This window comes from Streptosporangium sp. NBC_01810, assembly GCF_035917355.1.
GTDB lineage: Bacteria > Actinomycetota > Actinomycetes > Streptosporangiales > Streptosporangiaceae > Streptosporangium.
In genome coordinates this window covers 168017-181816 of sequence record NZ_CP109070.1, presented here as the reverse complement: position 1 = coordinate 181816, position 13800 = coordinate 168017, and the positions used below count along the sequence as shown (strand labels likewise).

Below are 13800 nucleotides of genomic sequence, written 5' to 3'. Positions count from 1 at the left end.
CGGCCGGGTACGCCTATACCGGCAGAACAGCGGGGAGTCCACTGGTGAGTCAGCTACACGAGCCAATTCCGAACACCTTCGACGAGGAAGAACCGCGCGATCCCTACTGGTTCAAGCGCGCCGTGTTCTACGAGGTTCTCATCCGGGGCTTCGCCGACTCCAACGGCGACGGCACCGGGGACATCCGCGGTCTCATCCAGAAACTGGACTACCTCCAGTGGCTCGGCGTCGACTGCCTCTGGCTGCTGCCGCTGTACGAATCGCCGCTGCGCGACGGCGGATACGACATCGCCGACTTCATGAAGATCCTTCCCGACTTCGGGGATCTCGGAGATTTCGTGAAGCTCGTCGACGAGGCGCACAAGCGCGGCATGCGGGTCATCGCCGACCTGGTGATGAACCACACCAGCGACCAGCACCCGTGGTTCCAGGCCTCCCGGCACGACCCCGAGGGTCCTTTCGGCGACTTCTACGTCTGGAACGACCACGACGAGCTCTACCAGGACGCCCGGATCATCTTCGTGGACACCGAGACGTCCAACTGGTCTCACGACCCGGTCCGGGGGCAGTACTACTGGCACCGCTTCTTCTCGCACCAGCCGGACCTCAACTACGAGAACCCCGACGTGCAGGACGCGATGCTGGAGGTGCTCCGCTTCTGGCTGGACCTCGGCATCGACGGGTTCCGGATGGACGCCATCCCGTACCTGTTCGAGCAGGACGGCACCAACTGCGAGAACCTGCCCAGGACCCACGAGTATCTGAAGCGGGTCAGGTCGGAGGTCGACCGGCTCTACCCCGACCGGGTGCTGCTGGCCGAGGCCAACCAGTGGCCCGCCGACGTGGTCGAGTACTTCGGCGACCCCGCCACCGGGGGCGACGAGTGCCACATGGCGTTCCACTTCCCGCTGATGCCGCGCATCTTCATGGCGGTCAGGCGGGAGTCGCGTTACCCGATCTCGGAGATCATGGCCCAGACGCCGAAGATCCCGGAGAACTGCCAGTGGGGCATCTTCCTTCGCAACCACGACGAGCTCACGCTTGAGATGGTGACGGACGACGAGCGCGACTACATGTACTCGGAGTACGCCAAGGATCCCCGGATGCGCGCCAACGTCGGCATCCGGCGGCGGCTGGCGCCGCTGCTGGAGAACGACCGCAATCAGATCGAGCTGTTCACGGCGTTGCTGCTCTCCCTGCCCGGTTCTCCCGTGCTGTACTACGGCGACGAGATCGGGATGGGGGACAACATCTGGCTGGGCGACCGCGACGGTGTCCGCACCCCGATGCAGTGGAGCCCCGACCGGAACGCGGGATTCTCCGACTGCGACCCCGGCCGTCTGTACCTCCCGGTCATCATGGACCCGATCTACGGCTACCAGGCGCTCAACGTCGAGGCCCAGCAGCGGAGCGCGGGCTCGCTGCTGCACTGGACCAAGCGGATGATCGACATCCGCAAGCGTCATCCGGTCTTCGGCCTCGGCGCGTTCACCGAGCTGAACTCCTCCAACCCGAGCGTCCTGGCCTACGTAAGGGAGCTCGGCGACGACCGGATCCTGTGCGTCAACAACCTCTCCAGGTTCCCTCAGCCGGTGGAACTGGACCTCCGCCGCTTCGAGGGGTCGATTCCGGTGGAGACGATGGGCGGGGTTCCTTTCCCACCAGTTGGCGAGCTTCCGTATCTTTTGACACTTCCTGGGCATGGGTTCTACTGGTTCACCCTGCCACCCGCATCCCAGGAGGCGTAAAGCCGTGTTGACGGAGCTCCTTACCGGTTGGATCACCCATCAACGATGGTTCGCCGGTAAGGGGCGCCCGATCGACGATCTCGTCGTCGACTCGGACCTGGAACTCTCACCACGCCTACGCCATCTGATCATCTCGGTTCACCAGGCCGGGGCGCGCGACCGCTACCAGCTGCTGCTCGGCACCGACGCGCCCGAGGAGTACCGCTTCAAGCCGGCCCACATCGGCGAGGGCTACTACGACGCCGCCTACGACGCCGACCTCACCTGCACCCTGCTGACCGGCATGGCGGAAGACCGCGATATCGGCCCGCTCCGCTTCCGCCACCTCGACGGAGTGGAGATCGACACCTCCCTGCGGAGCCTGGTGCTCAACGCCGAGCAGTCCAACACCTCCCTCGTGTACGGCGACACCTACATCTGCAAGCTGTTCCGCCGCCTGACCCCCGGGGTCAACCCGGAACTGGAGATCGTCACCGCCCTGGCCCTCCGTGACGGCACCCACATCGCGCAGCCGTACGGCTGGATCGAGACCGAACTCGACGACGAACCCACCACGCTGGCGATGACCCAGGAGTTCCTGTCGAACTCCAACGACGGCTGGGCGCTGGCGCTGGCCAGCGTCCGCGACCTCTACGGCGCCCTGGAGCCCTCGGCCTCGGAGGCGGGCGGCGACTTCAGCGCCGAGGCCTTCCGCCTCGGTGTGGCCACCGCCCAGGTCCACCACGAGATGGCCGCCGCCTTCCCCGTCGACGTGATCGAGTCGCAGGAGGTCAAACGGATGGTCGAGGAGTTCGGCCGCCGCCTGGCCGCCGCGGTCGCCGAGGTGCCCGAACTCCGCGAGCACGTCCACGTCGCCGAGCAGGCGTACCAGCGGGTCTCCGAGGTGGCCAAGGAGATGCCGGTCCAGCGCGTCCACGGCGACTACCACCTCGGCCAGGTGATGCGGACCACCACGGACTGGGTCATCCTCGACTTCGAGGGCGAGCCCGGACAGCCCATCGCCGAGCGCCGGGCCCTGTCCTCGCCGCTGCGTGACGTGGCCGGGATGCTCCGCTCCTTCGACTACGCGGCCCGCCACCTGCTGGCCGACCACGCCGAGGCCGACGCCGACGAGCTGCGCCCCCGCGCGGTCGAGTGGGCCGAGCTCAACCGCTCCGCCTTCCTGGCCGGCTACTCCGCCGGAGGCGGCCACCTGCGCGCCGAGGACGCCGTCCTGCTCCGCGCCCTGGAACTCGACAAGGCCGCCTACGAGATCGTCTACGAGGCCCGCAACCGCCCGAGCTGGCTGCACATCCCGATGGCCGCCTTCGAAACCGGCCATTAGGCGCCCGCCCGCCGCGCGAAGAGGCCACCAAGACGTCAGACGGCCGCCGGTCGGTGAAGCGCGACATCGTCGCGGTGCCGCCGGAGTCCGGGGGCGTCCCCGCGCCGCTGTCCCAGGCGACGGTGAGCACCGTCGCCGCGTCGGTCGCGCTCGACTTCACCTCCACCGACAGGAAGTTCCGGCTGTCGAGGCTGAAGAACCACTCGGCGCGGAGCGGGGTCAGCTTCCTGGCGTTCAACACCCTCGGCGCGGCGCTGTGGGTCCCGGTGTGGACGGTGCTGGGGTACACCGTGGGCACCTACATCGGCGAGGTGTACGACGAGATCGCCCGCTACTTCGGCTACCTGCTCATCGGCCTGGTCGTACTGGCCCTCACACTTCTCGTCCGGCACCTGCTGCGACACCGCCGAGAGCACGACTGAGGCCTTCCCGGCTGCCGACCTCGTAGGCCCTGCCGACTGACCCCGCCCGCTCTCGGCGGCCTTGGGACCTCTCGTCCCGTTGACCGGAAGGGCGGATGATCATTCGTGATCATCCGCCCGCGAGGTCAGGGAATCCGTATCGCGCACGCGTTCGGCTGCACCCCGGCCCCGTTCTCGTCGTTGACGTTCCAGGTGACCCCCGACACGGCACTCCGTCCGGAAGGCGGTGTCAGATCGACGAAATCATCGCAGTTGCCGGGCCATGCCGGGTTACCCCCACCGCCGGGGGCCGGACCGACCTTGCACGAGGTCTGCGCCACCCTCTCGGCGATGTTCACCACGGTGATGTACAGGCGACTTCCCAGCGTCGACAGGGTGGCACTCACCGCCTGGCCGGGATAACCGGTCACGGACGAGAGATTGTGCCAGCGCGGAGTGGTTTCCGGATCCCTGATGAAGGTACGGCCATCGCAGAGGACATAAGCGATATATTGCGTATTACCCCGGAAAACCGAGGCGACCCCGACTCTTGGCCCTCCCGCACCCGCCGGCCCCCGGACACCCCTCTCACCTTGGGGACCCGCCGGTCCCAGATCACCCTTCTCACCCTTCTCCCCTTGAGGACCCGCCGGACCTGAGTCACCTTGGGCACCCTTCTCGCCTTGAGGACCCGCCGGACCTGAGTCACCTTGGGCACCCTTCTCACCTGGCAGCCCCTGCAGACCGGGATCACCCTTCTCACCCTGAGGACCCACCGGACCCAGGCCGCCCTGAGCACCCTTCTCACCCTGAGGCCCAGGTTTACCGTGCAGTCCCGGAAAACCCATCGGGCCCCGCTCCCCCTCCGGCCCCTCCGGTCCTTCCGGGCCTCGGCGTCCCGGAATACCCTGTATCCCTCTGGGGCCCCTCCTTCCGCGCTCGCAGAATCCGCGGCACCGGTGGCACGAACGGCCACAACGACGGCACGGTCCGTGGCGGCACTCCCCCCGCTGGGCGGACCCGAAGGAAGCATTCCCCTCTACCACCACTCCGACATACGTCCCCGGCGCGGGCCCGATCTCCGCACTCACCGATACCTGGCCCGGCAGCATCGCCCCCACCATGGCCAGGACCACCGCGTGCGTCAAGAAGCGACGACCGACAAGTCTCCCAATTATTCCGTTCTCATAAGGAGTCAACTTATATCCCTTTGTGGCGAGAATCCGACTTTTTATCATTGCCAATGATTTAAATCGGAAATACCCATCCACCAAAGAGAAAAACGCGGCAGCCATTTTCAAGTCGGCAAACAAATGGTATTCAGAGAAGAATCCAGCACGCCGCGACGGAACTCCTTCCGCCGAACACCGGGGAGGTCGACCGCGTCGAGGCGGCGACCCTGCGTTCCTACGTCGAGGCCCTCGTCGGACGGCTTCGTGCGGCGGCCGACTTCGGCGACGTCGAATACACCGTGGCATGGCTCGTACAACGGCAGAAGCCTCCGGACACCTGGCCGGGGGCTTCTCTCGTTGCCGGGAGTGGAGCCAAGCCCGCAGGGCTAGTTGGTCCGTTTTGCAATTGCCCATTGTGAGCAGCCCGTTATAAGAGTTCCTGAGACCGGAGCGTCCGTGATCTACCCTGATACACAGCCACGCAGGCCCCCACTGCCTTGGAGATCCCTAACGTGCTAGAAGGCCGTTGGACCACGATCACGCCTTCCCAGTACCAGCACGAGCGCGAGGCCCTGGAACACGTCCGCTCGGGACTGCCCGACGCGGAGCCGTACCGTGCCTGGTCGAACTTCACCTTCACCGCCAACACCGGGCACGTCCGCGAGGTCGACCTGTTCGTGGCCGCGCCCGCCGGGCTCTTCCTCATCGAGATCAAGAGCCTGCACGGGCGGCTCGGCGCGAGCGGCGCCAACTGGGTGCAGACGACCGGCAACCGCACCCGCTATTTCGACAACCCGCTACACCTGGCCGATTCCAAGGCCAAGCAGCTCAAGTCGCTGCTGCAGCAGGCCGCCGGACCCCGGGTGCGGATCCCCTACATCCACGCCGCGGTCTTCCTCTCCGTGCCCTCGCTGGAGGTGGGGCTGCCGGACCAGCACCTCACCGGGGTCTACGGGCCCGAGAACGGCCGGCTACTGAAGATCCTGTCGGACCTGCTCACGGTGGCACCCCGCGACCAGCGCCGCCGCATCACCCCGGAGATCTCCCGGCCACTCGGCGGCTGGCTGCGCAAGGTGGGGATCGCCAAGAGCCGCGCCCACCTCCAGGTGGGAGCCTGGGAGCTGGAGCCGCGCCCGTTCGACGCCGGGCCCACCTGGGAAGACCACCTGGCCACGCACCGCGACATCGACACCGAGAAACGCCGCATCCGCATCTACCTGGTCGAACGCAACGCCGACGAGGACATGCGGGCCAGCATGGGCCGGGCGGCCCGCCGCGAGGTGCTGGCCCTGCACGGCATCAGCCACCCGGGCATCGTGCGGGTCGACACCCTGGAGCAGCACGAGATGGGCCCGGCGCTCATCTTCCGGCACGACCCGCGCGCCATGCGCCTGGACCACTACATCGGCGAGTACGGCCCGCGCCTCGACCTGCTCACCCGGCTCAACCTGATCCGCCAACTCGTCGAGGCGGTGTCGTACGCCCACGGGCGGCACCTGCATCACCGGGCGCTGTCGGCGCGCAGCGTGCTGGTCACGCCGGGCCGCGCTCCCAAGGGCGCGCGGGAGCAGGGCTGGCTCAACCCGCAGCTCCAGATCAGCGACTGGCAGACCGCCACCCGAGGTGAGGGCACCGACGGCACGACCCCGGGGATGAGTTCCAGCAGCCACGTCGGCCAGCACATGGAGGCGTCCGCCCAGGCGTACCTGGCCCCGGAGCTGAACACGCCGAGCCCCGACCCGGTGGCGCTCGACGTGTTCGGCCTGGGCACCCTGTCCTACCTGCTGCTCACCGGCCTGCCCCCGAGTGACCGGCGGGCCGACCTCCTCGCCCGCCTGGCGAAGGAGAACGGCCTGCGTCCCTCGACGGTCGACGACTCGGTGACCGGGTTCATGGACGAGCTGGTCCAGGCCGCCACCGCGCCGGTGCCCGTACAGCGGCTGACCAGCGTGGCCGAGTTCCTGGAGATGCTGGAGGCCGTCGAGGACGAGGCGACCGCCCCCGAGTCGGTCCACCCCGCCGACGAGCAGCCGGGAGACGACCTCGATCCGCTGGAGGCCAGGCAGGGCGACGTGATCGGCGGCGAGTGGCGGGTGGAGAAGCGGCTCGGCACCGGCTCCACCTCCCGCGCCCTGCTGGTGACGAACCTGCGGAGCGGGAGGCCGGAGGTGCTCAAGGTCGCCCTGTCGGACGAGAAGGCGGCCAGGCTCGACCACGAGGCATCGGTCCTGCGCGACCTGCGCGACGACTCGCGCGTCATCAAGCTGGTCCGCCCCGAGCCGATCCGGATCGGCGACCGTACCTGCATCGTGCTGGAGCACGCGGGTGAGCACACCGTCGCCCGCAAGATCCGCGAGCAGGGCGCGCTGACCCCCGACGAGCTGGAGACCTACAGCGACTACCTGTTCGGCGCGCTGGACTTCCTGGAGGGCGAGGGCGTCACCCACCGCGACATCAAGCCGGACAACATCGCGATCAGGGTCCGCCCGAACCGTACCCGCCAGCTCGTCCTCTTCGACTTCTCGCTGGCCGGCATCTCGGTCAGGGAGATCGAGGCGGGCACCCCGTACTACCTCGATCCCTTCCTCGGTACGGCGAAGCGGACCGTCTACGACACGCACGCCGAGCGGTACGCCCTCGCGGTGACCCTGCACCAGATGGCCTCCGGCGAGCTGCCGGCCTGGGGCGACAACGCGACCGAGCCCCGCTACACCGAGGGCCCGCCCACCCTGGCCGCCGAGGCGTTCGACCCGTCCGTCCGGGAAGGGCTGGTCGAGTTCTTCCTGCGGGCGCTGCACCGCGAGGCCCGGCAGCGGTTCGAGTCGCTCAAGGACATGCGCAACGCCTGGTTCCAGGTGTTCCGGCGCTCGGACGCGGTGCCCCCGGTGAGTTCGGGGCACCCGGGCGACCTGCCCGCCGAGGAGGTCACCGCCGAGGAGGCGCGGGACGCCGCCGCGCTGGCCGCCACCCGCGCGACCGTGCTGGAGACCGCCGGGCTGACCTCCCGTGCGGTGTCGACGGCGCACCGGCTGGGCGCCACCACGGTCGGCGACCTGCTGAGCCTCCCTTCCAAGACCCTCTTCACCCTCCCCGGCCTCGGTGCCAAGACCCGCCAGGAGCTCCAGCGCCGGATCCGTGACTGGCGGACCCGGCTCGACGAGAGCGAGCCGATCACCACCGGCGATCGGGTCGCCGCCCGCGAGGAGGCCGCCGCGCTGGACGGCGACGACGAGGTGGTGCTCAGCCGGATCGGCCTGGACACCGTCGCCGCCCTGCTGGTCCCCGAACGGCACAGGAACGGCCGCAACGCAGGCGAGGTGGAGGCCATCCGGCTGCTGCTGGGGCTTCCCGACTCCGCCGGGGCACTGCCCGGCCTTCCGCCGTGGCCGCGCCAGGAGGCGGTGGCCACGGCGGTCACGGTGACCAGGGGCCGAGTCGCCCAGATGCTCACCCGGCAACGCGGCCGATGGCACACGGAACCGGTGATCCGCAGCGTACGGGACGAACTGCTGGAGCTTCTCGCCCAGAGTGGCCGGGTGATGGCGGTGGCCGAGCTGGCCGAGGCGGTCCTCGCCGCCCGGGGTTCCAGCCGTACCGACCCGGCGCTGCGCCGGGCGCTGGCCCTGGCCGCCGTACGAGCGGCGGTGGAGATCGACCCGGTCGTGGAGGAGCCCGAGGAGCCCCGGCTGCTGCTCCGCCGCCACGACGACCGACACGATGACCGGCACGACGAACGGGCGGGTGAACGGGCGGGCGAACGGCTGATGGTGGCGCTGGAGGTCGGGGCGGACGACTCCCCCGACACCCCTGCGGCCCCGGCACTGCTCGACTACGCCGACACGCTGGGCGAGGCGGCCGACCGGCTGGCCGCCCAGGAGGTGCTGCCGACCTCGGCGGCGGTCCTTCGCGAACTGCGGGCGGTACCCGTTCCCGGCCAGGCCCCGGTGCTGGAGGACCGCCGCCTGGTCCAGCTCGCCGCCGCGGCCTCGCTGCGGGCCGCGGCCACCTCCCGGCTGGAGATCTATCCGCGCGACCTGGACCCGGTGCGGGCGCTCCGGCTCACCCAGGCGGGCGTGGTCCCGCTCGGCGGGAGCGACGGGCGCCCCGCGGGGCTCAGACCCGAGCAGGTACACGAGCGGGTGCGGGCCCGCTTCCCCGCGCTCGCCCCGCTTCCCGGCCACCCGCGCCTGGACACGCTGCTCCGCGACGCCGGTTTCGACGTCCGCTGGCGGGACGGCCGGTACGTCCCGCCGCAGTCGCCCGACTCGGTCTCCGGCACGGTCATCCGGCGCCGGTCCACCCGTACCGGGGCGTCCCGCTGGACGGCGGCCACCCCCGAGCTGGCCGAGGCGCTCCGCACCGAGGAGCGGCTCACCTCGGCCGGACAGGGCGGCTTCCGCGCGCTGACCGTGGGCCTGACCGGGTACGAGCGGGGCCGCCGTGAGCTGATCGGCCGCTTCGCCGCCCGGCCGGTGAACGTGACCGGCCTCTTCGTCGCGGCACTGCACGAGCTGATCGATCCCCGGCCGCTGCCGACATGGCAGACCGTGCTCGGTGCCGACCTGGCCGAGCCGGGTAGCAGGGGCGCGCTCAAGCTCGCCGAGTACGCCCGCGACGCCTGGGCACTGGTCGCTCCGCGCCTGGACGCGCTGTTGCCGGCCATCCCGTTCCCGGGCACCCCTCATCCGGAGACCTCGAATCCGGATTCCGGGCGCCCGAACACCGGGCACACCGGCCCTGAGCACACCGGCCCTGAGCACACCGGCCCTGGGCACTCTGACTCCGGGCACTCTGACTCCGGGCACTCTGGCTCCGGGCGCGGGGCGGGGCCGCTACTGCTGCACGACGCCGCGGCCGCCGCCCGGTACGACGGGCTGGGGGTGATCCGGCGCCTCGCCGACCGGGCGCGGGCCGGCGGGCCGCCGGTCTGGCTGCTCTGCCCAATGACCGACCCGAACCGCTCACCGAACCTGGACGGGGCACTGACCCCGGCCCAGCTGCCGAACGAGTGGATCAAGCTGCCCGACGCCTGGGTGGCCAACCAGCACCGAAGTGGAGCGAGAGCGTCGTGATCGACCGCAAGGCACTGCTGGCCGACCTGCAGAAGCAGGTCAGGACGCTGGAGAAGGACCTGCGGGACCAGGTGGAGACCGCCTCGGAGATCGTCCGCACCGACGGCACCGGGCACCCCGGTAGCGGTGCCGACCATGGGGGGGCCGAGCATCGGGGTGCCGACCACGGAGGTGCCGTCGGCGGGGGCGCCCGGCACGTCGGCGGTGGTTCGGACGGTGGCCGCACGGCGAGGAAGGTCCGCGACCGGCTGGACGCCGAGTACCGGCTGGCGTTCCGGCTGGGTCGTACGGCGGCGACCTGGGCCGCGTGGCGGGACGAGCGGGTCACCCAGGCCGCGGCGGCCTGGGTGCTCGGCACGGTCTTCGTCCGGTTCTGCGAGGACAACGGGCTGCTGACCTCGCCCTACCTCGCCGGTCCCTCGCCCGAGCGGATGGTGCTCGCCGAGGAGGCGCAGGAGGAGTTCTTCCGGGTCAACCCGGCCGAGACCGACCGGGGCTGGCTGCTCGCCGCGTTCGCCGAGATCGCGGGCTCCCAGGCGGGCGCGCTGCTCTTCGACCGGAGGCACAACCCGCTCTACCAGATCCCGATCTCGCACGACGCGGCCAAGGAGCTGATCGGCTTCTGGCGGCGGCGCGGCGAGGACGGGGTGCTCGTCCACTCCCTCGCCACCGAGGACTGGGACACCCGCTTCCTCGGCGACCTCTACCAGGACCTGTCCGAGGCGGCCCGCAAGACGTACGCGCTGCTGCAGACCCCGGAGTTCGTCGAGGAGTTCATCCTCGACTACACGCTCACCCCGGCGATCGCCGAGTTCGGCTACGACGAGATCCGGATGATCGACCCCACCTGCGGGTCCGGCCACTTCGTGCTTGGCGCCTTCCACCGGCTGCTGGACGAGTGGACCCGGCACGCGCCGATGCGGGACAGACGCGAGCTGGTACGGCTGGCGCTGACCTCGGTCCACGGGGTGGACCTCAACCCGTTCGCCATCGCGGTGGCCCGCTTCCGGCTCCTCATCGCGGCGCTGCGGGCCTCGGGCTTCACCACTTTGGCCGAGGCGAGAAACTACGAGTTCCCGCTGAACCTGGCCATCGGCGACTCGTTGATCAAGGCCCGGCAGCTCGCGCTGCCCACCATGGAGTCCGACGCCGCGATCCTGCACGGGGTCAGCGAACAGGGCAGGCTGTTCGCCGCCGCCAACGAACAGGGTGACCTTTTCTCGCAGACCTACGAGGAAGAGGCCGCTGACCTCCCGAGGGACGAACTGGCTGAGTTCGCTTATACCACCGAGGATATCCAGAATTTCCCGGGCATCTTGAGGCCGGGCAGCTACCACGTGGTCGTGGGCAATCCGCCTTACATCACTGTCGGGGACAAAAAACTTAACGAGCTGTACCGCGATCTCTACGATTCCTGCTCTGGCCAATATGCACTTTCAGTCCCATTTGCTCAGCGTTTTTTTGAGCTGGCACTCTTAGCAGGCCCCGACGGGCGAGGCTCGGGTTTTATAGGCCAAATAACCGCCAACTCCTTCATGAAGCGGGAGTTCGGGCGGAGACTTATCGAGAATTTTTTTGCCCACGAAGTTGAACTGACACATATAGTCGATACTTCTGGCGCCTATATCCCAGGCCATGGAACCCCAACCGTTATTCTGGCTGGCCGAAATAAGAAGTGGAAGCGCCGAGAAAAAATTCGCATGGTCCTGTCCATCCGCGGTGAACCAGAACAGCCAAGAAACCCGGTTGAGGGACTTGTATGGCAAGCCATCCTCTCCCAAACAAATCAGCCTAACTCGGAAACTAGCTGGCTCAGCTCTACGGACTTCACGCGGGACAAGTTGGCTATCTATCCGTGGAGCCTTACCGGAGGAGGTGCTGCTGAACTAAAGGAGGCCATCGAAGCGAGTTCGAGTCGAAAACTCTCAGCAACTTCCAGCATAGGCGTTGTTACTACCACGGGGGACGATGACGCTTTTCTTGTCCCCCCCTCCCTTCAGCATAGAATTCCAGGGCTTCCCATCAGCAACATCGTCGAAGGGGAGGAGGTCCGCGACTATATGATCGACGAGAATACTAAAACCGTCTGGCCATACGATTCTTCCTATCAGGCCTCTCCCTTGACACCCGAATTGCTCAGCTGGTTTTGGCCAAATCGCAGGAGCCTGCAACAGCGCAAGCGGTTTAGTGTAGCTATTGAAAATATCAAAAACATCGCCTGGTTTGAGTATCGCGAACTTTACCGCAGCAAGCTTCAAACATCACTGAACATCGCGTTCTGCACTGTCGCCACACACAACCATTTCGCTTTCAGTCACGACAGAAAAGCTTTTAACCGCCATGCGCCTGTAGTTAAACTACCGCCAGAGTCGACCAAAGAACAGCATTTAGATCTGACGGCTTTGCTTAATAGCTCCACAGCTTGCTTCTGGCTGAAGCAGGTTAGCCAACCCAAGGGCGGCAGCGGAATCGGGCGAGGGGTCCAAGATGAGGCGTGGGAGAGCCGGTATGAGTTCACAGTAACGAAACTGCAGAATTTTCCTCTCCCCGCAAAACTGTCACCAGAACTCGGCAGTGGGTTAGATGGGATAGCTCGGCAGATTTTACTGACCCGGCCACATAGCGTGGTGGCGGAAGCCGCACCCACCCGATGGCGTTTGAATCTGGCGCGCAAAGAATGGTATTCAGCCCGAGCACGAATGGTCGCACTTCAGGAGGAGTTGGACTGGGAGGTCTACTCGCTCTATGGGCTGCTGGATGATGAGATGACCGCTCCGGCGGAGGTCGTGCCGGAGTTGAAGCTCGGGGAACGTGCCTTTGAGATCGTGCTGGCTCGGAAGATGGCGCGGGGGGAGGCAGAGACGCAGTGGTTTGTGCGGCATGGTTCGACGCCGATCACCGAGTTGCCCGAACACTGGTCGGCCGAGTACAAGGCCGTGGTGGAGAAACGGATCGCGCTGATCGAGACGGATCGGAACATCGGGCTGATCGAGCGGCCCGAGTGCAAGCGCCGCTGGGCCACCGAGGGATGGGACTCCCTTCAGGCGAAGGCCCTGCGCAACTGGCTGCTGGACCGGTGTGAGGCGAGGGAGCTCTGGTTCCACTACCTGGACGGGATGGAGCAGCCTCGGATGCTCAGTACCGCGCAGCTCGCCGACCTGCTCCGGCCCGATGTGGACTTCGTCTCGGTCGCCGAGCTGTACGCCCCCGGCAAGGACCTGGAGAAGGTGGTCGCCGAGCTGGTCGCCGACGAGCACGTGCCCTATCTCGCGCAGCTCCGTTACAAGGACTCCGGCCTGAGCAAGCGCGCCGACTGGGAGGACGTCTGGGACCGGCAGCGCCGGGAGGACACGGCCCAGGCCGTCGCGGACGCGGCCAGGCAGGCGGCCGAGGAGCAGCGAAAGGTCATCGACGAGATCGAGAAAACCGAGCGTGAGCGGACAATGGACGAGGGAGCGGGCGAGCTAGCGGAGCGCGAAACGGCCGGGGCCGAGAGCACGGCGGAGCGGGAGCGGACCGCCGCCACGAACACGGCGGAGCAGGAGCAAGCCACCGACGCGGCGGAGCGGGAGCGGGCCGCCACCGAGTGGGCCAGGCTCAAGGCTGAGCAGGTCAGGGCCGAGGCTGAGGTGAAGAGAATCCGGGACGCGATCCCGGTGCCGCCGAAGTACGGTTCGGGTGACTTCCTCAAGGTGTCGTACTGGCGTAACCGCGGCAAGCTCGACGTACCTAAGGAGCGGTTCATCTCCTACCCGCACGCGGGCCGCGACGACGACCTGGTGCTCGGCTGGGCCGGCTGGGACCACAAGGAGCAGGCTCAGGCACTGGCCACCGTCATCGTCGACCGGGAGCAGAACCACGGCTGGGACGCCGACCGGCTGACCCCGCTGCTCGCCGGGCTCCGCGAGATCCTGCCCTGGGTCCGCCAGTGGCACGACGAGTTCGACTACGTCTACGGCGCCAGCCCTGCCGACATCTACGAAGGCTTCCTCACCCAGACCCGCGACCGCCTGCACCTCAGCGACGACGACCTCACCGTCTGGCGCCCCCGGAAGACGACCCGCCTCCGCAAGCAACCCTGAA

The 13800-nt window shown here is 68.0% G+C and carries 6 protein-coding genes; 5 read left to right on the top strand and 1 reads right to left on the bottom strand.

Annotation, left to right across the window (positions count from 1 at the left end):
• The first annotated feature begins 44 nt into the window (after nt 1-44).
• From treS to OIE13_RS00790, 3 genes are read left to right on the top strand one after another with little or no spacing between them, the layout of a single operon-like run.
• Entirely contained in the window at nt 45-1748 is a 1704-nt protein-coding gene (treS, locus tag OIE13_RS00800; protein WP_326644136.1) for a maltose alpha-D-glucosyltransferase, read from the top strand.
• Between the two features lie 4 nt (nt 1749-1752).
• Nucleotides 1753-3072 carry a maltokinase N-terminal cap-like domain-containing protein gene (locus OIE13_RS00795; RefSeq protein ID WP_326644138.1) on the top strand — a complete coding sequence of 440 codons (1320 nt, stop codon included), beginning with the start codon at nt 1753-1755 and terminating at the stop codon, nt 3070-3072.
• A 53-nt stretch (nt 3073-3125) separates the two neighbouring features.
• Nucleotides 3126-3494 carry a hypothetical protein gene (locus tag OIE13_RS00790; protein ID WP_326829411.1) on the top strand — a complete coding sequence of 123 codons (369 nt, stop codon included), beginning with the start codon at nt 3126-3128 and terminating at the stop codon, nt 3492-3494.
• A 125-nt stretch (nt 3495-3619) separates the two neighbouring features.
• On the opposite strand, the gene OIE13_RS00785 is transcribed toward OIE13_RS00790, so the two are convergent.
• Nucleotides 3620-3904 (bottom strand): hypothetical protein, encoded by a 285-nt coding sequence (locus OIE13_RS00785; RefSeq protein WP_326644142.1) that lies wholly within the window; start codon nt 3902-3904, stop codon nt 3620-3622.
• Between the two features lie 1253 nt (nt 3905-5157).
• Here OIE13_RS00785 and pglW point away from each other — a divergent pair.
• Together pglW and pglX are read left to right on the top strand one after the other, a co-directional pair.
• Nucleotides 5158-9717, top strand: coding sequence for a BREX system serine/threonine kinase PglW (pglW, locus tag OIE13_RS00780; RefSeq protein WP_326829410.1), 4560 nt, complete (start codon nt 5158-5160; stop codon nt 9715-9717).
• The gene (gene pglX, locus OIE13_RS00775) at nt 9714-13799 is read left to right on the top strand and encodes a BREX-2 system adenine-specific DNA-methyltransferase PglX (protein ID WP_326829409.1); all 4086 of its coding nucleotides are present in this window, start codon (nt 9714-9716) and stop codon (nt 13797-13799) included. Before pglW ends, pglX begins: the two co-directional genes overlap by 4 nt.
• The last annotated feature ends 1 nt before the right edge of the window (nt 13800 follow it).